Origin of the sequence: Nocardioides sp. NPDC004968, from assembly GCF_040608935.1 — a bacterium.
Classification (GTDB): Bacteria; Actinomycetota; Actinomycetes; order Propionibacteriales; family Nocardioidaceae; genus Nocardioides.
The window spans coordinates 161,281-183,338 of record NZ_JBEXJF010000003.1; the positions used below are offsets into that span (position 1 = coordinate 161,281).

Sequence of the window (22,058 nt, forward strand, 5' to 3'; positions counted from 1 at the left end):
GTACGAACAACTGGATCCTCGACGGGAACGTCCCCCATGCAAACCTCCCCCCACCCCATGATTGCCGGCCGTTATGAGCTGCACCGCCTGATCGGGCGAGGCGGCATGGGCGAGGTATGGCAGGCCATGGACCTCACCCTGCAGCGCTGGGTCGCGGTCAAGGTCGTGAGGACGTCGGCCGACCCCACGATGATCGAGCGGTTCCGGCGCGAGTCGCTCTCCACCGCGGCCGCCAGCCACCCCGGCACCGTGCAGGTCCACGACGCCGGGATCGAACGCACCGGCAACGGGCCGATGGCCTTCCTCGTCATGGAGCTCCTGACCGGCCCCGACCTCGGCGAACGCCTGCGCTCGCACGGCCCGCTGATCGCCCGCGAGGCCGGTGAGGTCATCGTCCAGTCCGCGCGTACGCTCGCCGCGGTCCATGCCCAGGGGATCGTCCACCGCGACATCAAGCCGTCCAACCTCGTCTACGACGGCGACCGCAGGATCAGGATCGTCGACTTCGGGATCGCGCAGCTCGCCCGGCTGGGCGACCAGCGGCTGACCTCCACCCATGACGTGGTCGGAAGCCTCGGCTACCTCTCGCCCGAGCGTGGCTCGGGTGGCGAGGTCGGTCCGCCGAGCGACATCTACTCCCTGGGCTGCGTCTTCTTCGAGATGCTCACCGGTCGCACCCCCTACTCCGGCGGCGCCCCGGCGACGATGGTCTACCAGCACGCCACCGCACCGATCCCGCGGGTCAGCGGTGTGGTCCAGGTGCCGAAGATCATCGACGACCTGGTCGCGATGATGATGGCCAAGGATCCCGAGCAGCGGCCGAGCGCACACGACGTCGTCGCGGTGCTCACCGGCTCGGGCCCGCTGCCGGTCTTCGACGTGCAGGTGCCCAGGCAGCGTCCGGTGCACGCGTCGGGTCCGATCAGCACATCCGGTGCCTACGAGGCTTTCGGCGGGAGCGGCTCGTTCCCCGCTGCCGGGTCGACCGGTGCGACCGGCTCGTCGGGGGCGTTCGCGAAGATCGGGGCCAGCGGGTCGTTCCCGACCGGCGGGTCCCGGGTGGCGAAGCGCTCCGGCGCCAACCGGACGTTGAGCATCCTGCTGGCGGTGGCCCTGGTCGGTGTCGCTGTGGGCGGCCTGGCGACGTTCGCCTCCTTCCGGAGCGCATCGGAGACCGGCCGGGCGGCCGCGATCAGCGAGGCGCTCCCCGAGACCATCGAGCTCGCTGTCGACGTGATCTTCGAACGGGACGCGCTGCAGCCCGTCGCGCAGGCACCGGTCAACGTACGCTCCACCTACCTGCACACGACCGACCTCGCGGTCGAGGAGTGGCGGACGGCGGCGGCCGAGATCGACGTCGACGGTGACACCGAGCTGCGGACACTCCACCACGACATCACCGAGGTGCTCGACGACTTCGAGCTCTACCGGGTCGAGATGCAGGAAGGCGACCGGGCCAGCCAGGACGCCGCTCGCGAGGTCTACACCGCGCTGGCCAGCAACCTGCTGATGCTCGCGGGGCAGGTGCCGGAGCTGGAGGACGGCCAGACCGGCGACCAGGTGCGCAACCTCAGCAGGCTGACGGGGGCAGCGGAGGCGTTCAGCATCGAGCGGGAGCTCATGGTCGTCGCGCTGTCCGAGAACGAGATCGGTACGAAGTCGGTCAAGGACCTCACCGACGCGGAGGCCGCCTGGGTGAAGTCGTCCTCGGCGTTCTACTCGGGTGCCTCGCCCGAGCTCCAGGCGGAGCTCGACCGGGTCTCCGACGGCACCTTCGACAAGGGCTCGGGCGCGATGATGGTGCAGCGTACGGTCCGCGATGTCGCCGCCAAGGGCAGCATCGAAGGCGTCGCCACGGAGCTGAGGGCGGCGTCGAAGGGCGAGCCGATCGTCCGCACCTGGTCCGATGGCGCCGTCGAATACATCCAGAGCCTTCTACAGGTGATCCTGAAGTCGGCCGAGACCATGGCCAACGACGTCACCGACGTGCACGAGCGTGCCAAGACCGGGCTGGTCCTGCGCGCGGTGCTGACCGGGGTGGCGCTGGTCGCCGCGATCGGACTTGGGCTGGGGCTTTATCGGACTCGGCGGACGCCTCGCTAGAGTGCCGTGGGTGAACTTCGCTCCTGGTGTGCCTACGACCGAGATCCTCGCCTCCGACCACCTGCTGGCCGCCTGGCTCGCCGAGACCGCCGGCCGCCGGCTGCTCGAGGTGCGTGCCACCTCCAGCCTGGAGGGCAAGGAGCTCAAGGACGCCGGTGACCTGGCGGCCCATGAGCTGCTGATGGAGCTCGTCGCCGAGTACCGCCCGGAGGACGCGGTTCTCTCCGAGGAGGGCAAGGACTCCAAGGAGCGGCTCACCAAGGATCGGGTGTGGATCATCGATCCGCTCGACGGGACCCGCGAGTTCTCCGAGCCGCCCCGCGACGACTGGGCGGTGCACGTGGCGCTGTGGGCCTCCTCCAACGACGGTGAGCTGATCGCCGGTGCCGTCGCGCAGCCGGCGCTTGCCGACGCGTCCGTGCAGAGCACGTTCCACACCGGTGCCGCTCCTGTCGTTCCGCCGTCGACGTCGGCCCGTCCCCGGATCGCCGTCTCCCGCAGCCGCCCGCCGGCGTTCGTGGAGGCGCTGGCCGAGGAGCTCGGCGCCGATCTGGTGCCGATGGGATCGGCCGGCGTGAAGATGATGTCGGTCGTGCGCGACATCTCCGACGCGTACGTCCACGCGGGCGGGCAGTACGAGTGGGACTCCGCCGCCCCCGTGGCCGTCGCCGCCGCTGCCGGGCTGTTCACTTCCCGCATCGACGGCTCGCCGCTGCGCTACAACCAGGACGACGTCTACCTGCCCGACGTGATCGTGTGCCGCCCCGAGCTCTCCGAGCAGATCCTCACCTTCATCAAGCGCAACGGGGTGGAGTGAGGCTCACGAGGAGAGCAGCAGCTCCTCGAGCGACTCCAGGCTCTGCCGCGCGTACCCCTTCCACATCCACCCGAAGACAGGCATCGCGTACGACGCGGCCTGGGACGTGGGCGTGACGTCCCAGGACCAGGTGACCCGCGAGCCGGTGCCGGCCGGGGCGAAGGACCAGCGTCCGGCCACGTGGCCGACCAGGAGCTTGAGCGGGCCGGAGAGCGGCGTGATCTCGTAGGAGAACGTCGAGGGGCTGTCGATGCCGGTCAGGGTCTCGCGCATGGTCGCGCCGTCGGCGAGGACGATCGTGCGGGTCTCGCCGGCGGCATCCCACCCGCCGGCCTGGTCGCGGACCTCGGCGATCGGGCTGATCGCGGCGTACCGGCGGCCGAAGATCTGCGGCAGCGGCGCCGGGAGGACGCGGGCGAGGGCGGTCTCGTACGCGACCGGGATCGCTCGGGAGGATTCGAGGTGCAGTGCCTCTGGGTGCTGAGTCATGGGGACGAGCATGGCACCAAGGTGCTGCCGGTAGCGTGAGGGCGTGGTCGAGCAGATCGAGATCGAGACACCTGATGGCACCGCCGAGGCCTATCTGGCACGGCCCGAGAGCACGCCGAAGGGTGGTGTGCTCGTCTACATGGATGCCATCGGCCTCCGGCCGCGGCTGGCCGAGATGGTCGAGCGGGTCGCCTCCTGGGGCTACGTCGTACTCGCACCCAACACGTTCTACCGCGATGGCAGCGTGGCGGAGCTGGCACCGACCGGCGACCTGCGCGATCCCGCCGCCAGGGACGCATTCTTCGCCGGCGGCGCGATGAACCGGGTCCGTGGCCTCACCGTGGACCGGCTGGCGATCGACATCCCGGTGTACGTCGAAACCCTCCAGACGTACGTCACCGGCCCGCTCGCCACCCACGGCTACTGCATGGGCGCGCGGCTGGCGGTGCGGACCGCGGGGCGGTTCCCCGACGAGTTCGTCGCGGTCGGCGGCTTCCACGGTGGCGGGCTGGTCACCGCGGACGCTGCCTCGCCGCACACCTGCATCGCCGGGACGAGGGCGGAGTACTACTTCGGCCACGCGGACCACGACCGCTCCATGACGCCGGAGAACGTCGAGGACCTCAGCAGGGCCCTCGACGACGCCGGGGTGATCTACACCAACCTCATCTACCCCGACGCCCCGCACGGCTACACGATGGCGGACACCTCCTCCTACCAGGAGGCGGGGACTCATCGGCACTTCACCGATCTCGAGGCGCTCTACGCCCGTACGATGGCGTGATGGCGAAACCGGTACTGGTCGTGATGGGAGTCTCGGGCTCGGGGAAGTCGACCATCGGGGCGGCGATCGCAGGGCGGCTGCGGGTGCCGTTCGAGGATGCCGACGATCTGCATCCGCAGGCGAACATCGAGAAGATGACCGCAGGGATCGCCCTCGACGACGATGACCGCTACCCCTGGCTCGAGGCGGTCGGGGAGTGGCTCGCCCGGCACGCCGAGCGCGGTGGCGTGATGGGCTGCTCGGCGCTGAAGCGGAAGTACCGTGACCAGCTCCGCCGGCACTGCCCGGAGGTGACCTTCCTCCATCTGGAGGGCACCCGCGAGGTGATCGCGAGGCGCCAGGCGAGCCGACCCGGCCACTTCATGCCGGCCGCCCTCCTGGACAGCCAGTTCAAGACGCTCGAGCCGCTCGAGCCGGACGAGGCCGGGATGGCGATCGCCGTGGACCAGCCGGTCGACGCGATCGTCGAGGAGTACGCAGGCTGGATCGGCGCCTGATCGGCGCCGAGATGCGGCCGACACGCGCCCATCTCGGGTTGGGCACTGCGTGCCGGCCGCGGCCACACCCGGGTGAGGGACCAGCGGGCGGGCCCACTTTCGACCGTAGCCCAGGATCCGGCCCCACAACAGGGGGTCAACGACTATCGCTGCAGGTCAGCCCGTAAAAATCTGTCCGTGGAACACGTCCGGGACCTCGGACGCCTTCGAGGTGAACTCGGGGGCCCGCTTCTCCAGGAACGCGGCGACGCCCTCCTTGCCGTCGCCGATCGAGGCGTAGAACATCGCCAGCGAGTCGGACAGGTGGGCCTCGAGCGGGTGGCGTGCGGAGGCGTTGCGGGTGATCAGCTGGCGCACGAGCGCGGTGCCGACCGGCGACCGGTTCTGGGTGAACCTCCGGGCCAGCTCGACGGCCGCGGGCAGCAGCTCGTCGGGCAGGTGGATGCTGCGGACCAGACCGCCGTCGAGGGCCTGGTCGGGGTCGAGGATCTCCGCGGTGTAGAGCCACTCCAGGGCCCGGGGAACGCCCACGACGCGCGGCAGGAAGTAGGACGAGCAGGCCTCGGGGACGATGCCGAGCTTGCCGAAGACGAAGCCGATCTTCGCCTTCGAGGAAGCCAGCCGCGCGTCCATCGCGCACAGCATCGTGGCGCCGATGCCGACCGCCGGGCCGTTGATCGCGGCGATCACCGGCTTGGGGAGTGCGTGGATCGCGAGGGTGACCTTGCCGCCCGTGTCGCGTACGCCCTCGGCGTACTCGGGGTGGTTGGCCGGGTCGGCGAGGTGCTCGGCGAGCCTCTCGGGTGTCGGGTGCAGCGACTCGTCGAGGCCGAACACGTTCCCGGAGGCGGAGAGGTCCATCCCGGCGCAGAACGCCCGCCCGGCGCCGGTCACCACCACCGCACGCACCTCGTCGGCCATCGCGTCGGTGGTGAAGACCTCCTCCAGCTCGCGCGCCATCGTCACCGTGAACGAGTTGAGCGCGTCGGGGCGGTTGAGGGTCAGGAGCGCGATGCCATCGGCGTCCACGTCGAAGGTCAGGGTCTCGTAAGCCATGGGTCACAGTCTGCACCGGTGGTCGAGCTTGTCGAGACCCCATGTCGCGTATTGGGTCCGTTCAACCGCGGATGGGCGGGTCTGCGTACTGTCGAAAGTCGGTACGTCCGGAGCGATGCCGCGACTACCGTGGTGAGCGTGAGTCTGCTGCCCCGTCCCCGGACCCTCGAGTGGATCCTGTCGGGCCTCCTGGTCGTGGCGGTCGCCGCCGAGCACCTCTACATGAACGATGCCGGACACCCGCAGTGGTCGGGCTGGTCGGCTCTGGCGGGAGTCCTCGGCGTCACCCTCGCGATGTGGGTCCGGCAGCAGTGGCCGGCGGTCGCGGTGGCGCTCGTGTGCGCGCTGGTCGGTGGCACGGTCGTGGTCACCGACGGATGGGTCCTGATCAGCTACGTCGTGTTCGCGATCCTGGTGAGCTTCCTCGTCGGCAGATCGGCCGATCAGGTGTGGCCGTCCGCGGTCGTGGCGGTCGTGGGTGTGGCGACGCTGACCGTGCTCGACGCCGTCGTCGACGGCGGCGGAGTGCAGATGACGATGATCGGCAACATGATCATCTACATGGCGCTGCCGTGGCTCAGCGGCCGCTATCTGCGCCAGGTCGCCCACAACCATTCGACCGAGATCGAGCAGGCCCAGCTCGCCGAGCGCGCCCGGATCGCCCAGGAGATGCACGACTCGCTGGGCCACGAGCTCAGCCTGATCGCGCTGCGCGCCGGTGCGCTCGAGGTGGCACCGGGGCTCACCGACGCCCACCAGAAGGCGGCCGGCGCCATCCGCGCGGCCGCCGCCGGGGCCACCGAGCGGCTCGGCGAGATCGTCGGCGTCCTCCGCCCCGCCGCCGAGGAGGCGCCGCTGACCCCGGCCGCGGCCGGGATCGACGGCCTGGTCGAGCGTGCGCGTGAGTCGGGGATGGACGTACGCCTGGCGGGATCGCTCGACGATGGCGAAGGGGTGCGGGACGTCGTCGCCCATCGCATCGTGCAGGAGGCGTTGACCAACGCCGCCCGGCACGCTCCCGGGGCGCCGGTGACGGTCTCGGTGGAGACCGGAGCCCACGGCGTACGCCTCTCGGTGACGAACGGCCGCGCGACCCTCCCTCCGCGCGTCGGGGCCACCACCGGCCTCGGCCTGGCCGGGCTGGAGGAGGCGGCGCGCGCCGCTGGAGGCACGCTGCGCCACGGTCCCACCACGGGCGGAGGCTTCGAGGTGGTCGCCGACCTGCCCGCCCGCAGTGACCGACCCAGCGATCGGCGAGAGGTGGCCCTGTGATCCGGGTGCTGCTGGCCGACGACGAGGCGATGGTGCGGGCCGGCGTACGCGCGATCCTGGAGACCGACGAGGCGATCGAGGTGGTCGCCGAGGCCGCCGACGGGCGCGAGGCGGTCGAGGCGGCCCAGCGCCACCGGCCCGACGTCGCGCTGCTCGACGTCAGGATGCCGCGGATGGACGGTCTGGCGGCGGGGGCCGAGATCGCCCGGACCGCCCCGGAGACCGCGCGAGTCATGCTGACCACTTTCTCCGAGGACGCCTACATCGCCCGGGCCCTCGGCGACGGGGCGAGCGGGTTCCTGCTCAAGTCCGGCGATCCCCGCGAGCTGCTCGCGGGCGTGCACGCGGTCGCCGACGGCGCCGCCTTCCTCTCGCCACGGGTCGCCCAGCGCGTCATCGCCGAGCTCGGCGCCGGGGCCGGTGACCGGATGTCGCGGGCCGCGGACGCGCGGGTCAAGGTCGCCGCCCTCACCGACCGCGAGCGCGACGTGATGGCGCTGGTCGGCGCCGGGCTCTCGAACGCCGAGATCGGTCGCCGTCTCCACCTCGTGGAGGGGACCGTGAAGGCCTATCTGAGCAGCGCGTTCGGTCGTCTCGGCGTACGCAACCGGGTGCAGGCAGCGGTCCTCGCCCACGAGGCAGGGCTCGTGAGCGAGGACCGCTAGCAGGCGGAGGCCTCAGGCGTCGCGCCGGCGGAACACCACGTAGCCCGCCAGCAGCGTGGCCACGGACCAGGCGGCGAAGAGCCCGAGCCCGCCGTTGCGGTCGTAGGGGAGTCCATCGGAGAGCCCGAAGAGGGTCGCGATCCCGATGCCGAGGTATTCCGTGCCCGCCGTCCCCGGCAGGTAGTAGGACACGTCGGTCATCAGGTCCATCCCGCTCATCATCAGCACCATCGGCAGCAGGAAGAGCACCAGGAACGCCACGACCAGCGCCCCGGCGGTGCTCCGCAGACCGACCGCGAGCCCGATCGCCAGCGCGACGACCACGCCCATGTAGACGCTGATCTTGCCGGCCACCGAGGCCACCGAGGAGACGTCGAAGACCCCGTAGTCACCCGCCGTCAGGTAGCCGAGGCCGGCACCCAGGACGGCGAGAAGCGCTCCGGCGACCAGTGCGACGACCTCCACGACGACCAGCTTCGCGACCAGCACCCGGCCGCGCCGGGGCTCGCACTGCAGGGTCGTACGCATGCTGCCGGAGGCGTACTCCGAGGTCACCGTCAGCAGGGCCAGCGCGATCAGCGCGAACTGGGTGAACAGCAGCCCGGCGGTGGCGACCTCCTCGACATGCAGCAGCTGGTCGGCGTGGGACAGGTTCGGGTTGGGCTCGGCGGCGTCGAAGCCCAGCGGGACCGAGTAGAGCGCCATCAGCGCGGCCGCGCCGATCAGGCACCACCAGGTCGAGCGGACCGACCAGAGCTTGGTCCATTCGGACGAGATCGTGGCCAGGAATGGGCTCAGCATCAGGCCACCTCCGTCCCGCTGTACTGGACGCTGCCGGCAGTCAGCCGGAAGTACGCCTCTTCGAGCGACCCGTGCCCGGCGACGAACGACCTCAGCGAGGAGTCCGCGAGCAGCCGCCCGCGGCCCAGCACGACCAGGTGGTCGGCGGTCTGCTGCATCTCGCTCATCAGGTGGCTGGAGACGAGGACCGTACGCCCCTCCGCGGCGAGCGACCTCAGCAGCTTCCGGATCCACATCACCCCGTCGGGATCGAGCCCGTTGACCGGCTCGTCGAAGAGCATCACCCGCGGGTCGCCGAGCAGCACGCCCGCGATCCCGAGCCGCTGGCTCATCCCGAGCGACAGGCTCCCGGCCCGCCGCCGGGCGACCCCCGCGAGACCGACCCGCTCGAGCACCTCGTCGACCCGGGCCACCGGGATCGAGTTGCTCCGCGCCATCGCCACCAGATGCGTACGCAACCGGCGACCGGGGTGCACCGCCTTGGCGTCCAGCAGCGCCCCGACCTCGCGCAGCGGGCGCCGCAGTGAGGCATACGGACGGCCGTCGATGGTGGCGGTCCCCGACGTCGGCCGGTCCAGGCCGAGGATCATCCGCATGGTCGTGGACTTCCCGGCGCCGTTGGGGCCGAGGAAGCCGGTGACCCGGCCGGGCTGTATCTGCAGGGTGAGATCGTCGACCGCGGTGGTCGCGCCGTATCTCTTGGTCAGGTGGTCCAAAGTGATCATGCCTCGAACCTAGGGACGTGCGAGGGCGCGCACAGTGGACGAAAAGCAGCCGTCCCTACCGACGAAGGTCAGTAGGGACGGCCGGGGTGGAACGGGCTACTCGGGCAGACCGGTCGGCGTGCAGATGTCCGCCGGGATCTGGTCGACGGTGTCCTCCTTGATGTGACCGAACATCGTCAGCGCGTCCTCCTTGCGCCAGTTGACCGCGAAGTCGCGGATCGGGACGCCGCAGGTCATCGCGGAGCCGCCGGCGAGCGCCTTGAACGCCCACAGGAACTTCGCGCCGCCGATGACGCTCATGCCCTCGCCGACCTTTAGTCCTTCGGCGCCCTCGCCCATCTCGGCGAGCTTGGCCGGGTTCAGCAGGGTGCCCAGGCTGGTGGCCTTCTTGCCGATCGCGGAGATGACCTCGGTCTGGTTGGCGCCACGACCCAGGTCGCCGTCCTCGGCCGCATAGCGGGAACGGGAGTAGGCGAGCGCGGTGACTCCATCGACCTCCTGGCAGCCCTTCTTGATGTCCAGGCCGGCCTTGGGGTCCTTCATGTCCTTCTTCGGACAGATCTCGATGCCACCCACGCCGTCGACGAGCCGGGCCAGACCGCCCATGCCGATCTCGACGTAGCCGTCGATGCGTACGCCGGTGTTCTGCTCGATCGTCTGCACCAGCAGCTCGGGGCCGCCGTAGGCGAACGCCGCGTTGATCTTGGTCTCGCCATGACCCGGGATCGGCACGATGGAGTCGCGGGGGAGGGTCACCACGATCGTCTTGCCGGCGCCGGTGTGCAGCAGCTTGATGGTGTCGGTGCGGCTGCCCGCGGCGTCACCGGTGGAGAGCTTCTTCTTCTCCTCGGCGGTCAGGCCCTCGCGGGAGTCGCTGGCGACGATGAGGTACGTCGTGCCGGGCTGGTCCGCGGGCCGCTCGCCGGCGGTCGGCTCATAGGGGACCTTGTCGACCTTGTTCCATGCGCTGATGCCGATCCAGGCGACCGCGCCGACCAGGATCAGCACCGGGATCATCACGATGGCGACGAACCGGCGGAACGGGTGGCGCTTCTTGGGCTTGGGCTGGCGGCCCCCGCGACCGCCGTAGCCATCGCCCGAACCCCCATAGCCGCCGTTGCCACCGTTGCCGCCGTACTCGCTCGGCTGGCTCCAGTCCTGGTTGTAGCCCTGGTTGTAGCCCTGGTTGCCATACCCGCCCTGTTGCCCAGGGGTCGGCGCGATCTGCCCCGGCTGGGGCAGCGGCCGGTCATAGCCGCCATGCGGCGGCGCCGGAGGCGGCGCGCCGCCGGACGGGCGCCGGACGGTGGGCATGACGTTGGTGGGCTCGGGCCCCGAGGGCTGAGCATGCTGGCCATTGCCGTACGCCCAGCCGTACTGCTGCGACCGGGGATCGTTGGGGCTGCCAGGGTTGCGGGGGTTTGGCATGCGCTCAAACGTACCGTGCCAGGCCGCTAAAGTTAGTCGGCGCGTCGCACCACCGTGTTACTCGTGTGACTGGTGATACTGGCGGTGCAGACTCACACCCGAGGGACCCCAGATGGCTGAGCAGAACTACCGGCCCCAGCGTACGGCCGCCGAGCGCGCCTCCCGCGTGCGGTTCCGTCGCGCCATGGCGCTGCTGCTGATCACGCTGCTCCTGCCGGGGTCCGCCCAGCTCGTCGCCGGCAACCGCCGCGTCGGCCGGATCGCGATCTGGACCGTGATCGGTCTCGCGGTCACCACCGGGCTGGTCTTCCTGATCTCCCTGCTGTGGCACGGCCTGATCTTCCGGCTCGGCACGACGCCGTGGCTGCTGGGCCTGTTCCGCATCGCGCTCATCGCCGGCGCCATCGCCTGGGCGGCGCTCTTCATCGACGCCTGGCGCCTGGGCCGCCCGCTCGAGCTCGATCTCAAGCAGCGCCGCATCGTGGTCGCGATCAACGGCGCACTGGCCTTCTCGGTGGCCGCGACCCTGATCTTCGGCGCCCACCTGGTCGGCGTCCACAAGGGCATGGTCGAGGCGATCTTCGCCGGTGCCGAGGCCGCCGAGGCCCACAACGGCCGCTTCAACGTCCTGCTCGCCGGCGCCGACTCCGACGGTGGCAAGACCCGTTGGGGCCTGCGTCCCGACTCGCTCACGGTCGCCTCCATCGACGCCGTGACCGGACGTACGGTGCTCATCGGCCTGCCCCGCAACATGCAGAACTTCACCTTCGACGACGGCTCGCCGATGGACGAGGAGTTCCCGCGCGGCTTCGACTGCGACGGCTGCTACCTCAACGGCGTGAGCACCTGGGCCGGTGAGCACAAGGAGCTCTACAAGGGCGAGAAGGATCCCGGGATGGCCGCCACCGTGGACGCCGTCGAGGGCATCACCGACCTGCAGATCAGCTACTACGCGATCGTCGACCTCAACGGCTTCGAGGAGATCGTGGACGCCATCGGGGGAGTCACCCTGAAGGTCCGCCAGCCGATCCCGGTCGGCCTCCCCTCCGACAGCTTCTACACCCACATCCAGCCCGGCACCAAGAAGCTCGACGGCTGGGAGACCCTCTGGTACGCCCGGGCCCGCCACGACTCCGACGACTACTCCCGGATGGCGCGCCAGAAGTGCGTCCTGAACGCGATCCTGCAGCAGACCAGCCCCGCCGACGTCGTACGCCACTACCAGGACGTCGCGAAGGCGACCGGCTCCACCATCACCACCTCGGTCCCGCCGAGCGAGATCGAGCGGTTCTCGGCGCTGGCGCTGAAGGCGAAGTCGCAGAAGATCTCGACGCTCTCGCTGGTGCCTCCGCTGGTCAACACCGCCGACCCGGACATGTCCGACATCCACGCCGAGGTGCGCAAGGCGGTGAAGAAGGCCACCCCGAAGAAGGAGGAGGCCTTCAACCAGCAGAGCGCGTCGCCCGGTACCGGCGACGACGGCGAGACCAAGGCACCCACGCAGAAGACCGAGGGCAAGCCCGACAAGGGCGGCCCGGTCACCGGCGGTTCGCTGGGCTCGCGCAACAAGGGTTACCAGGCCAACGAGACCGACGACCTCGCCTCAGCCTGTTGAACAACGGGTTAAGCGCAGGTCACAGCGACTCGCTGATTCCCGGGATACCCCGCGGTCGCGGCTAGTCTGGATCCGTGCCAGGGAGCAATCGTGTCGCCGCGGTCGTGGTGACCTTCAACCGTCTCGAGCTGCTGCAGCGACTGCTGGAGCGGCTCGACGTGGTCGACGGCCTCGACGAGGTGATCGTCATCGACAACGCTTCCACCGACGGTACGTCGCAGTGGCTCGCCGAGCTCGACGGTGCCGAGGAGCCGGGTCAGCGCCAGGTGCCGGTGATCGCCCGCACCCTGCAGCGCAACAGCGGCGGCGCCGGCGGGTTCCACGACGGCCTGGAGATGGCGATCGAGCGTGGCGCCGACCTGGTCTGGCTGATGGACGACGACGGCCTGCCCGACACCGACTGCCTCGGGCTGCTGCTCAAGCAGACCGACCTCGACTTCTGGGGGCCGCTCGTCGTCGACGAGGGCGACCCCGGCCGCCTGGTGTTCCCGATCCGGCTCCCGGGCCGCTCCAAGGTCGTGCACCAGCTCGCCGACGTCGAGGCGGCCGCCACCGACGGCCTGATCAAGGACATCGTGATCCCGTTCAACGGGGTCCTGGTCACCCGCGACCTGGTGGAGCGGATCGGCTACCCCCGAGCGGAGTACTTCATCTGGGGCGACGACCATGAATACCGTCTTCGGGCCGAGAGGGCCGGGGCGCGGATCGCGACCGTCGTCGGCGCTCAGGTGCGCCACCCCTCCGTCGGCGATCTCGGCACCCCGATGGCGTGGGGGAGGGCGACGTACAACCACACGCCGAGCGACCTGAAGCACTACTGCATGGCGCGCAACAACCTGCTCAATCTGCGCGACTACCGAGGGTGGCCCTTCGCTTTGGCTTTCGTCGCGAAGACTCTATGGTTCTACCTGCTCACCAAGCCGCAGCCGAAGCGGATCCGGCTCTCTGCGCAGGCGTGGTGGGCGGCCGTCCGGGGGGACTTCAGTGGACACGAGAGGTTCCTTCGTTGAGCACCACCCGTGAGACGGTCGCGATCGTCGTCGTCACCTACAACCGCGCCGATATGCTGCGCGGGCTGCTCGACGGGCTCACCAAGCTCGATGAGCCCGCCGACGCGGTGATCGTCGTCAACAACGCCTCCACCGACCACACCGCGCAGGTCCTCGCCGAGGCGATCACCCCCAACCTGCAGGTGATCGACAGCCCGGAGAACCTCGGCGGCGCCGGTGGCTTCCACCTCGGCACCAAGGCCGCGGTCGAGCAGGGCTGGGACCGTCTCTACCTGATCGACGACGACGTCGTCCCGGCCCACGACTGCCTCGAGGTGCTGCTCGCCCAGGACGAGGACTGCCTCTTCTCCGTGCGTGAGGACAAGAACGGCAAGCTGATCGAGCTGGCCGCGCTGAAGTTCGACCTGCGCAACCCGCTCGCGATCAAGCCCAAGACCGCCTCGGTCATGGACACCTACCCGACCCGCGACGCGCTTCCGGAGCGCGTTCCGGTGGAGAACGTCGCCTTCGAGGGCTTCATGATCCGCCGCACCGTCCTGGAGGAGATCGGGCTTCCGGATCCGACCTACTTCATCTTCTACGACGACGTGGATCTCGCGATCCGCGCCCGCCGCGCCGGCCGCACCATCTGGGCCGTACGCGACGCGGTGCTCGTGCGACAGCTCGACTTCAGCCAGCAGCACGACCTGGCCGGCTGGAAGGGCTTCTACATGTACCGCAACCTCTTCGTCGTCCACTTCCGCTACGGCGAGAACGTCCTCGTACGTCTCAAGCCCTGGCTCATCACCGCGGCTGTGGTTCTCCTCAGCCCGCTGCGAGGCGGCAAGCACGAGGCCGTCAACGTGATCAAGGCCCTGCGCGCAGCGCGAGGCATGCGAACCCTGCCCACTTCTTGAACCGTCCCATCCGCCTGACCTCCCCGACCGTCCCCTTACCCACAGAGACCTAGACTGAGCGATCGTGTCCTTCCCTGAAACCACTCCTGACCTCGTCGTCGTCGGCTCCGGCCTCTTCGGCCTCACCATCGCCGAGCGCGCCGCCACCGAGCTGGACAAGAAGGTGCTCATCATCGAGCGCCGTCCGCACATCGGTGGAAACGCCTACTCCGAGTTCGACGAGGAGACCGGCATCGAGGTGCACAAGTACGGCACCCACCTCTTCCACACCTCCAACGAGAAGGTGTGGGACTACGTGCGGAAGTTCACCGAGTTCACCGACTACAAGCACAAGGTGTTCGGGAAGTACAAGGGGCAGGTCTACTCCCTGCCGATGAACCTCGCGCTGATCAACTCCTTCTTCGGCAAGTCGCACACCCCCGACGAGGCGCGCGCGCTGATCGCGGAGCAGGCCTCCGAGTTCAACACCGAGGACGCCACGAACCTCGAGGAGAAGGCGATCTCGCTGATCGGCCGCCCGCTCTACGAGGCCTTCATCAAGGGCTACACCGCCAAGCAGTGGGAGAAGGACCCGACGGAGCTGTCGCCCGACATCATCACGCGCCTCCCGGTCCGCTACACCTTCGACAACCGTTACTTCAACGACAAGTACGAGGGTCTCCCGGTCGACGGCTACACCGCGTGGCTGCAGCGGATGGCCGACCACCCCAACATCGAGGTCAAGCTCGACACCGACTTCTTCACCGTGGTCGACGACTACAAGGGCAAGGTCCCGATCGTCTACACCGGTCCGGTCGACGAGTACTTCGACTTCTCCGCGGGCAAGCTCTCCTGGCGCACCGTGGACCTCGAGTCCGAGACCCTCGAGGTGGACGACTACCAGGGCACCGGCGTGGTGAACGCCAACGACCCCGAGGTCCCGTTCACCCGTGAGCTGGAGTTCAAGCACCTCCACCCCGAGCGCGCCGACCGCTACAAGCCCGGCAAGACGATCGTGGTGAAGGAGTACAGCCGCTTCGCCCAGGAGGGCGACGAGCCCTACTACCCGATCAACACCGCCGACAACCGCGAGAAGATCCTGGTCTACCGCGACCTGGCCAAGAAGGAGCCGATGGTGCTCTTCGGTGGCCGTCTCGGCACCTACAAGTACCTCGACATGCACATGGCGATCGCGTCCGCGCTCACCATGTTCGAGAACAAGCTCCGTCCCCACTTCGAGGACGGCACCCCGCTCACCTCCGGAGGCGTTGACGAATGAGCGTGACCCGACTGCTCCAGCGGCAGATCCTGCCCCTGGACCGTGACTCCGACGTACTCCCGCTCTACGTCGACAACCAGGCCGCCATCCTCGACGCCGACAAGTACGAGGTCGGCTCCGACAAGACGGCCCAGGCGCTGAACAACGCCCAGATCCGCCAGTCGATCAACGACGGCACCCAGATCCACCCCGACCAGATCGAGTCGCGTACGGCGCTGCGGATCCTGAAGAGCGAGCGGCTCTCGCTCGGCACCTACTTCAACGCGTTCCCGGCCAGCTACTGGCGCCGGCACACCGTGGTCGACAGCGTGAAGCTGACCGTCGCGCTCCAGGGCCGCGGCGCGAGCGTCATCGTCTACAAGTCGATGGCCAACGGCCGCTCGCAGCGCGTCGACGCGGCTGACACCGGCACCAACCCCGAGGGCACCTTCACCTTCGACCTGCCGCTGAAGCCGTTCGTCGACGGTGGCTGGTACTGGTACGACGTCGTCGCCTCCGACGAGGACGCCGTCATCACCTCGGCCGAGTGGACCGCGGAGGTCCCCGACGACCGTGCCGAGCACGGCACCGTCGACATCTGCGTCACCACCATGAACAAGCCCGACTTCTGCGCCAAGCTGCTCGCGCAGATGGGCGAGGACGAGCAGCTGCGCCCCTACCTCGACACCGTCTTCGTGATGGAGCAGGGCACCAAGAAGGTCGCCGACGACGTCGAGTTCCCCGCGGCTGAGAAGGCCCTGGGCGACCTGCTGCACATCATCGAGCAGGGCAACCTGGGCGGCTCCGGCGGCTATGCGCGTGGTCAGCTCGAGTCGGTGCGCAAGGGCACCGCGACGTACGCCCTGATGATGGACGACGACGTCGTTTGCGAGCCCGAGGGCATCATCCGCGCGATCACCTTCGGTGACCTCGCCAAGCGGCCGACCATCGTCGGCGGTCACATGTTCTCGCTCTACGCGAAGTCGCGCCTGCACTCCTACGGCGAGATCGTCCAGCCGTGGCGCTTCTGGTGGCAGTCGGCTCCCGGCGTCTACGGCGACTGGGACTTCGGTGCCCGCAACCTGCGCTCGACCCGCTGGCTGCACAAGCGCGTCGATGTGGACTTCAACGGCTGGTTCATGTGCCTGATCCCGCGCAAGGTGATCGAGGAGATCGGGCTCTCGCTGCCGGTCTTCATCAAGTGGGACGACTCCGAGTACGGCCTGCGCGCCAAGGCGGCCGGCTTCCCGACCGTGTCGTTCCCGGGTGCGGCCGTGTGGCACGTCCCGTGGACCGACAAGAACGACGCCCTCGACTGGCAGTCCTACTTCCACCAGCGCAACCGCTTCGTCGCTGCGCTGCTGCACTCGATCTACGACGACGGCGGCCGCATGGTCACCGAGTCGTTCTCCCACCAGATCAAGCACCTGGTCTCGATGCAGTACTCGACGGTCATGCTGCGCCACCAGGCGCTGCTCGATGTGCTCGCCGGCCCCGAGAAGCTCCACGAGACCCTCGCGACCCAGCTTCCCGCCGTACGCGAGATGGTCAAGGACTACCCGGACGCGCAGCTCAAGGCCGACCGCGAGGAGTTCCCGCCCGTGCGCCGCCACAAGCCGCCGCGCAAGGGCAAGGAGGACACCGAGGTCCCGACCAACCGCGAGGTCAAGCTGGCCGCGCTCAAGGCGCCGATCCGGCAGATCATGAAGCCGCGCAAGCTCTCCACGGAGTTCCCCGAGGCCGAGCTCGCCGCGATGGACAACCAGTGGTACCGGATCACCAAGTACGACAGCGCCATCGTGTCGATGAACGACCAGCAGGGTGCTGCCTTCTACCGCCGCGACAAGAAGCTCTTCAACCAGATGCTGAGGGACACCGTCAAGGTGCACCGCCGGCTCAAGCGCCAGTGGCCGAAGCTGGCCGAGGAGTACCGCTCCAAGCTGGGCGAGTTCACCTCGCCGGAGGCCTGGGAGAAGACGTTCGAGCCGTGGAAGGTCGCTGAGGAGAAGGGGTCCGATGGCAACCGGAGTTGATGAACGCCCCGTACGGATCGTCGACGCGCCGCTGGCACCCCCGGCGGAGAACCTCGGTCTGCTCTCGGTCTTCAAGAGCCGCTACCTCCTCAAGCTGCTTGTGCAGCGGGAGATCAGCGGTCGCTACTCCAACTCGATCCTCGGCGTCTTCTGGTCCTACATCAACCCGTTGACGCAGTTCCTCGTCTACTGGATCTTCATGGGCAAGATCATGGGCGCGGACAAGGGGATGGACAACTACCCGGTCCACCTGTTCGCCGGGCTGGTCATCGTCCACTTCTTCACCGAGACCTTCGGGGCAGGGACGCGGTCCCTGCTCGGCAACAAGGGGTTGCTGAAGAAGATGGCGATGCCGAAGGAGATGTTCCCGGTCGCCTCGATGCTGGTCTCGCTCTACCACCTCGTGCCGGCGACTCTGATCCTCATCGTCGTCTGTCTGTTCAGCGGATGGACGCCGACCTGGGAGACGGTTCCCTCCTTCCTGCTCGCGCTCGGCATCGTGATGGCGCTGGGCACCGCTCTTGCCCTGGTCTTCAGCTTGGCCAACGTCTTCTTCCGGGACTTCGGCAGCGCGGTCAACATCCTGACCAACTACATCCGTTTCGGCGTCCCGATGATGTACCCGTTCTCGATGATCGAGAGCGCCCTCGGGGACAAGGCCTGGATCTACCTGCTCAACCCGATCGCGGACGCCGTGCTGCTCTTCCAGCAGGCTTTCTGGGTCGGGGTGACCCCGAATCCCGAGGAGACCGCCGCCAAGCACCTGCCCGAGAATCTGTGGATGTGGGGTCTGGGTGCGTTCGGTGTCTCGCTGGTCCTGCTGGTGATCGCCCAGGTGGTCTTCAGCAAGTACGAGAACAAGATTCCGGAGCGTCTGACATGACCGCCGACTCGATCGTGGTGGACGGAGTCACCAAGAACTTCACGCTCCGCTACCACCGCAGCATCAAGGACATCACCGTCGCCAAGATGAAGGGACGGGCCGTCTCCAACACCTTCAAGGCGCTGGACGACGTCACCTTCACGATCAAGCAGGGCGAGTCGGTCGGCTTGATGGGCCTCAACGGCTCGGGCAAGTCGACCCTGCTGAAGCTGATCAGCGGCGTGATGCGCCCCGACCAGGGTGTCGTGAAGACGCGTGGCCAGATCGCGGGCCTGATCGCGACGGGTGCGGGCTTCCACCCGCAGCTGTCCGGCCGGGAGAACATCTTCCTCAACGCCGCGATCTACGGGCTCTCCGCCGAGGAGACCGCCGAGATCTACGACGACGTGGTGAACTTCGCCGAGCTCGGCGACCACCTCAACTCCCCGGTCGGCAACTACTCCTCGGGGCAGTACTCGCGCCTGGGGTTCTCGGTCGCTGTCCACATCGACTCCGACATCTTCCTCGCCGACGAGGTCCTCGCCGTCGGTGACAAGCCCTTCAAGAAGAAGTGCATGGAGAAGATGGAGGAGATCCGCGACAGCGGCCGCACCGTGGTCTACGTCAGCCACGCCGCCGGTTCGGTCAAGCGGATGTGCGACCGCGTCATCTGCCTGGAGAAGGGCCGCCTGGTCTTCGACGGCGACGTCGACGAGGGCATCGAGTACCTCCACTACGGTGAGGACGACTCCAAGGGCTCGGTGGCGCAGAGGAGGCTCGACGCTGCCGACAGCGCCCTTGGGGCTGAAGTCTGAGCTGAGCTCAGGGCGAGAGCCCGCGGGGAATTACAGATCTGTAGTTCCCCGCGGGCTCTTCCCAACCCCTGTGACTGATGTGAAAGATGTTCCCTGGTGTTACGGAACCAGGGGGATCCATACGTGCATTCGCAGGCCGGAGAAGAGCAGTCGAGCGATGTCGAGCGTGCTCGGTCGCGCTACGTCGCCTCGACCCAGCAGCTGCTCGTGCTCGGGTTCGTCCTGGCCGCGCTGGTCCCGGCGAGCACCGTCGTCGACCTGAAAGTGGTCCGACCCGGCGAGGTTCCCGTCTCCGGGAGCCAGGTGGCGGTGCCGTCAGCGGCGCAGGTGCCTTCCGATCCGGTCGACGCCCACGTCGAGGAGATCTCGCTGACCGCGCCGTCCGGGCACGGCGTGGCCGGACGGGTCACCGCTGAGGCCAAGAAGGCCACTTCCGCGGGCGACGCGGTGACCGTCACCAGCCTCCCGCAGCCGGTGGACGGCTTCGGGACCGTCGGACTCACCTGGGCGCCCAGCGCGGTCGTCCCGGAGGAGGCGGTCGGGGCCGACGTACGCACGCTGGAGGACGGGACGTGGAGCGACTGGCAGGCGTTGGACGTCCACGTCGACGACCATGCTCCTGACCCGGGCTCGGCGGAGGCCGACGGGTCGAGGCCCGGCACCATGGAGGCGATCGTCGGCGAGGTCGACCAGGTGCAGACCCGGCTGCGGCTGACAGGTGCCCGGGTGCCCGCCGACCTCAGGCTGGCGGTGATCACCCCCGGTGAGGCGGCCGAGAGCCGCAGCGAGTCGCCCGAGATCGAGACCGGCGCCGATGACGCGCCGGAGCCGGCCGAGGCGGTCGAGGGCACCCGGCGCGCCGAGGAGGGGGAGGCGGCGACGCTGTCGGCGGCCGCGTACACCTCCAAGCCCAGCATCTACAGCCGTCGCCAGTGGGGCGCCGACGAGAGCGTGCGCGAGGCCGGCCCGCCCGACTACCACGAGGTCCGCGGTGGGTTCGTGCATCACACCGTCAACACGAACTCCTACACGAAGGCGCAGGTGCCGGGGATCATCCGGAGCATCTACGCCTACCACGTGCGGAGCCGGGGCTGGCGCGACATCGGCTACAACTTCCTGATCGACAAGTTCGGCCGGATCTGGGAGGGCCGCTACGGCGGCGTCGACCGCCCCGTCGTGGGTGCTCACACCTCGGGCTACAACAGCTACGCCTTCGCAGCCTCCGCGATCGGCAACTTCGACAACGTCGCACCCCCGACCGCGCTGGTGAACGCCTTCGGGACGCTGTACGCGTGGAAGCTGTCGCTGCACGGGGTCCGCGGCAACAAGGGCTCCACCCGGATCGGCGACCGCACGTTCTCGCACGCGATCATGGGCCATCGCGACGCCGGCTCCACTGCGTGCCCGGGCCGCTACCTCTACGCCAAGCTGAGCACGATCCGCTCGCAGGCGGGTTCGAAGCAGGCGAGCTGGGCAGCGCGCGAGCTGCAGTCGCAGATCAGTGGGCGCGGCTACCCGGACCTGGTCGCCCGGCGGTCCGCCGACAAGCGGATCGTCGTGATCCGCACCGACGGCAACGCCCGCTTCGGTACGCCGCGGGCGACGAACCTGATCGGCGGCACCTCGGCCACCTTGATGAACGCCGGTGACTGGGACCGCGACGGCGACGGCGACATCCTGATCCGCCACACCGACGGCACGATCCGGGTCAACCGCGGCAACGGCACCGAGACCTTCGCCAGCGGCGTCATCATCGGGCGCGGCTTCGGGTCCGTCTCGGTCATCGACGTGGTCAGCGACATCACCGGCGACGGCTGGCCCGACCTCGTGGGCAAGCACTCCACCGGCGAGATCCGGGTCTGGCCCGGGCGCGGCACCAGCGCCCTGGGAGCGTCCTACCGGATGCGCAGCGCAGTGAGCGGCTCGACCCAGGTCATCGGCGCCGGCCGCTTCTACGCCGACGACGGCTCGCCCGAGGTTGTCTTCAGGGTCTCGAGCAAGCTGCTGATCTTCCGCACCAACGGCCCCGGTGGCCTGACCACCTACTCCGACCCCGGGATCGACACCAGCGTCTTCGACTTCATCCTCGCGACCAAGGACCTGCGCGGCGCCGCCACCGGCGGTGACCTCCTGCTGCGTCGCAAGTCCGACGGCATGTGGTTCGCCTACGAGCACAACCAGAGCGGCGGCTGGGACCGGAAGTCCCAGATGGGCGTGGTGCGGGGCTACGACCAGTTCGGCTGAGCCCGCTCGCTCTCCGCAAGAACGCTGAGGCGCTCGTCGGTCGCGTTGGTGACCAGCACCAGCGAGCCGCCGCCGGCGAGCAGCGAGGCGAGGAGCTCGGCGCCGGCCGGTGAGGCCGAGGGGACGGTGGAGACCAGCCGTACGGCCTTCCCGCCGCCTCCGAACAGGTCCGCGTGGCTGGTCTCGACGCCTGCCCATGAGGTGGCCGCGTCGTCCGCGGCCGGCGGGTCCCAGGGCGTGAAGGCGTCCGGCTGTCCCCAGACCTCGATGCCGACGTCGTGCACGCCCTGGGGGAGCGGGTCGGCGAAACGTACGCCGAACGGCAGCAGCGAGCACGCCAGCGTCGGCCGCTTCCCGGCCTCATCCGCCCAGGCGGGCAGCGTCTCGGGGCCGCAGACGACGGCGTCAGGGCCAGAGGAATCGGAACCGTCGGAGTCGGTCACCACGAGCCCGGTGTTCCAGGCGGCGCCGAGGAACACGGTGGCCAGCCAGTGGGTGGGCAGGTCGATCCGGATGCTGTCCCCGCGCTCGAGGCCGTGCTCGTCGAGGAGAAGGCCGGATGCCTTGGCCACCCAGTTGGCGTACGTCGTGGTGGACAGCTCCTGGCGCTCGCCGCTCGCTTCGTCATAGAAGGTCACGAACGGTCCACCTGGGTTGGTCCGCAGGGCTCGGGCGAGGGTCTCGGGGAAGCTGCTCACGTCGAAACTCT

General features: G+C 69.0%; 20 protein-coding genes. 14 read left to right on the forward strand and 6 right to left on the reverse strand.

The features are described from left to right. Positions 1–57 precede the first annotated feature (57 nt). Positions 58–2,103, forward strand: a complete 2,046-nt coding sequence (locus ABZU72_RS05460) for a protein kinase (RefSeq protein WP_355018092.1) — start codon at positions 58–60, stop codon at positions 2,101–2,103. A 10-nt stretch (positions 2,104–2,113) separates the two neighbouring features. Next, positions 2,114–2,920 (forward strand): 3'(2'),5'-bisphosphate nucleotidase CysQ, encoded by an 807-nt coding sequence (locus ABZU72_RS05465; protein WP_355017858.1) that lies wholly within the window; start codon positions 2,114–2,116, stop codon positions 2,918–2,920. A gap of 3 nt (positions 2,921–2,923) precedes the next feature. Here the strand turns inward: ABZU72_RS05465 and ABZU72_RS05470 are convergent, their stop codons facing one another. Next, on the reverse strand, positions 2,924–3,409 hold the full coding sequence (locus ABZU72_RS05470) for an SRPBCC family protein (RefSeq protein WP_355017859.1): 486 nt from the start codon (positions 3,407–3,409) through the stop codon (positions 2,924–2,926). A gap of 43 nt (positions 3,410–3,452) precedes the next feature. On the opposite strand from ABZU72_RS05470, the gene ABZU72_RS05475 reads away from it, so the two are divergent. Then, positions 3,453–4,193 carry a dienelactone hydrolase family protein gene (locus ABZU72_RS05475; protein ID WP_355017860.1) on the forward strand — a complete coding sequence of 247 codons (741 nt, stop codon included), beginning with the start codon at positions 3,453–3,455 and terminating at the stop codon, positions 4,191–4,193. Further along, a complete protein-coding gene (locus ABZU72_RS05480; protein ID WP_355017861.1) occupies positions 4,193–4,690 on the forward strand; it encodes a gluconokinase in 498 nt (165 codons plus the stop codon). Before ABZU72_RS05475 ends, ABZU72_RS05480 begins: the two co-directional genes overlap by 1 nt. 156 nt (positions 4,691–4,846) lie before the next feature. Here the strand turns inward: ABZU72_RS05480 and ABZU72_RS05485 are convergent, their stop codons facing one another. Further along, positions 4,847–5,746 carry a crotonase/enoyl-CoA hydratase family protein gene (locus tag ABZU72_RS05485; protein ID WP_355017862.1) on the reverse strand — a complete coding sequence of 300 codons (900 nt, stop codon included), beginning with the start codon at positions 5,744–5,746 and terminating at the stop codon, positions 4,847–4,849. Positions 5,747–5,884: 138 nt separating this feature from the next. On the opposite strand from ABZU72_RS05485, the gene ABZU72_RS05490 reads away from it, so the two are divergent. After that, a complete protein-coding gene (locus ABZU72_RS05490) occupies positions 5,885–7,018 on the forward strand; it encodes a histidine kinase (RefSeq protein WP_355017863.1) in 1,134 nt (377 codons plus the stop codon). After that, on the forward strand, positions 7,015–7,683 hold the full coding sequence (locus ABZU72_RS05495) for a response regulator transcription factor (protein WP_355017864.1): 669 nt from the start codon (positions 7,015–7,017) through the stop codon (positions 7,681–7,683). The genes ABZU72_RS05490 and ABZU72_RS05495 overlap by 4 nt, the downstream gene beginning before the upstream one ends. A gap of 12 nt (positions 7,684–7,695) precedes the next feature. Here the strand turns inward: ABZU72_RS05495 and ABZU72_RS05500 are convergent, their stop codons facing one another. The 3 genes from ABZU72_RS05500 to ABZU72_RS05510 all read right to left on the reverse strand — a co-directional run bounded on the left by ABZU72_RS05500 (position 7,696) and on the right by ABZU72_RS05510 (position 10,637). Continuing rightward, positions 7,696–8,484, reverse strand: coding sequence for an ABC transporter permease subunit (locus ABZU72_RS05500; protein WP_355017865.1), 789 nt, complete (start codon positions 8,482–8,484; stop codon positions 7,696–7,698). Then, positions 8,484–9,209 carry an ATP-binding cassette domain-containing protein gene (locus ABZU72_RS05505; RefSeq protein WP_355017866.1) on the reverse strand — a complete coding sequence of 242 codons (726 nt, stop codon included), beginning with the start codon at positions 9,207–9,209 and terminating at the stop codon, positions 8,484–8,486. Before ABZU72_RS05505 ends, ABZU72_RS05500 begins: the two co-directional genes overlap by 1 nt. Before the next feature lie 96 nt (positions 9,210–9,305). Beyond that, complete coding sequence (locus tag ABZU72_RS05510; RefSeq protein ID WP_355017867.1) at positions 9,306–10,637, reverse strand: LCP family protein; 1,332 nt, start codon at positions 10,635–10,637, stop codon at positions 9,306–9,308. Positions 10,638–10,749: 112 nt separating this feature from the next. Here ABZU72_RS05510 and ABZU72_RS05515 point away from each other — a divergent pair, with 112 nt between their 5' ends. The 8 genes from ABZU72_RS05515 (at position 10,750) to ABZU72_RS05550 (ending at position 21,349) form a co-directional block, all read left to right on the forward strand. Then, positions 10,750–12,252, forward strand: a complete 1,503-nt coding sequence (locus ABZU72_RS05515) for an LCP family protein (RefSeq protein ID WP_355017868.1) — start codon at positions 10,750–10,752, stop codon at positions 12,250–12,252. 74 nt (positions 12,253–12,326) lie between these two features. Next, positions 12,327–13,262: a glycosyltransferase gene (locus tag ABZU72_RS05520; RefSeq protein ID WP_355017869.1), complete on the forward strand. Its 936-nt coding sequence runs from the start codon at positions 12,327–12,329 to the stop codon at positions 13,260–13,262. Then, complete coding sequence (locus tag ABZU72_RS05525) at positions 13,259–14,158, forward strand: glycosyltransferase (RefSeq protein WP_355017870.1); 900 nt, start codon at positions 13,259–13,261, stop codon at positions 14,156–14,158. Before ABZU72_RS05520 ends, ABZU72_RS05525 begins: the two co-directional genes overlap by 4 nt. 64 nt (positions 14,159–14,222) lie before the next feature. Next, complete coding sequence (glf, locus tag ABZU72_RS05530) at positions 14,223–15,416, forward strand: UDP-galactopyranose mutase (RefSeq protein ID WP_355017871.1); 1,194 nt, start codon at positions 14,223–14,225, stop codon at positions 15,414–15,416. Continuing rightward, positions 15,413–17,428 (forward strand): glycosyltransferase, encoded by a 2,016-nt coding sequence (locus ABZU72_RS05535; RefSeq protein WP_355017872.1) that lies wholly within the window; start codon positions 15,413–15,415, stop codon positions 17,426–17,428. Before glf ends, ABZU72_RS05535 begins: the two co-directional genes overlap by 4 nt. Beyond that, positions 17,412–18,311 carry an ABC transporter permease gene (locus ABZU72_RS05540; RefSeq protein ID WP_355017873.1) on the forward strand — a complete coding sequence of 300 codons (900 nt, stop codon included), beginning with the start codon at positions 17,412–17,414 and terminating at the stop codon, positions 18,309–18,311. The genes ABZU72_RS05535 and ABZU72_RS05540 overlap by 17 nt, the downstream gene beginning before the upstream one ends. Continuing rightward, positions 18,308–19,105 carry an ABC transporter ATP-binding protein gene (locus ABZU72_RS05545; protein ID WP_355017874.1) on the forward strand — a complete coding sequence of 266 codons (798 nt, stop codon included), beginning with the start codon at positions 18,308–18,310 and terminating at the stop codon, positions 19,103–19,105. The genes ABZU72_RS05540 and ABZU72_RS05545 overlap by 4 nt, the downstream gene beginning before the upstream one ends. A gap of 123 nt (positions 19,106–19,228) precedes the next feature. Then, positions 19,229–21,349, forward strand: coding sequence for an N-acetylmuramoyl-L-alanine amidase (locus ABZU72_RS05550; RefSeq protein WP_355017875.1), 2,121 nt, complete (start codon positions 19,229–19,231; stop codon positions 21,347–21,349). Here ABZU72_RS05550 and ABZU72_RS05555 read toward each other — a convergent pair. Beyond that, positions 21,331–22,047 carry a TIGR03089 family protein gene (locus tag ABZU72_RS05555; protein ID WP_355017876.1) on the reverse strand — a complete coding sequence of 239 codons (717 nt, stop codon included), beginning with the start codon at positions 22,045–22,047 and terminating at the stop codon, positions 21,331–21,333. The genes ABZU72_RS05550 and ABZU72_RS05555 overlap by 19 nt on opposite strands. Positions 22,048–22,058: the final 11 nt, after the last annotated feature.

Excerpts from the sequence above, each read along its gene's own strand:
- ABZU72_RS05505 (WP_355017866.1), bottom strand. The coding sequence starts at position 9,209 with ATGATCACTTTGGACCACCTGACCAAGAGATACGGCGCGACCACCGCG.
- ABZU72_RS05515 (WP_355017868.1), top strand. The coding sequence starts at position 10,750 with ATGGCTGAGCAGAACTACCGGCCCCAGCGTACGGCCGCCGAGCGCGCC.
- ABZU72_RS05545 (WP_355017874.1), top strand. The coding sequence starts at position 18,308 with ATGACCGCCGACTCGATCGTGGTGGACGGAGTCACCAAGAACTTCACG.
- ABZU72_RS05460 (WP_355018092.1), top strand. The coding sequence starts at position 58 with ATGATTGCCGGCCGTTATGAGCTGCACCGCCTGATCGGGCGAGGCGGC.
- ABZU72_RS05510 (WP_355017867.1), bottom strand. The coding sequence starts at position 10,637 with ATGCCAAACCCCCGCAACCCTGGCAGCCCCAACGATCCCCGGTCGCAG.
- ABZU72_RS05485 (WP_355017862.1), bottom strand. The coding sequence starts at position 5,746 with ATGGCTTACGAGACCCTGACCTTCGACGTGGACGCCGATGGCATCGCG.
- ABZU72_RS05535 (WP_355017872.1), top strand. The coding sequence starts at position 15,413 with ATGAGCGTGACCCGACTGCTCCAGCGGCAGATCCTGCCCCTGGACCGT.
- ABZU72_RS05470 (WP_355017859.1), bottom strand. The coding sequence starts at position 3,409 with ATGACTCAGCACCCAGAGGCACTGCACCTCGAATCCTCCCGAGCGATC.
- ABZU72_RS05540 (WP_355017873.1), top strand. The coding sequence starts at position 17,412 with ATGGCAACCGGAGTTGATGAACGCCCCGTACGGATCGTCGACGCGCCG.
- ABZU72_RS05480 (WP_355017861.1), top strand. The coding sequence starts at position 4,193 with ATGGCGAAACCGGTACTGGTCGTGATGGGAGTCTCGGGCTCGGGGAAG.
- ABZU72_RS05500 (WP_355017865.1), bottom strand. The coding sequence starts at position 8,484 with ATGCTGAGCCCATTCCTGGCCACGATCTCGTCCGAATGGACCAAGCTC.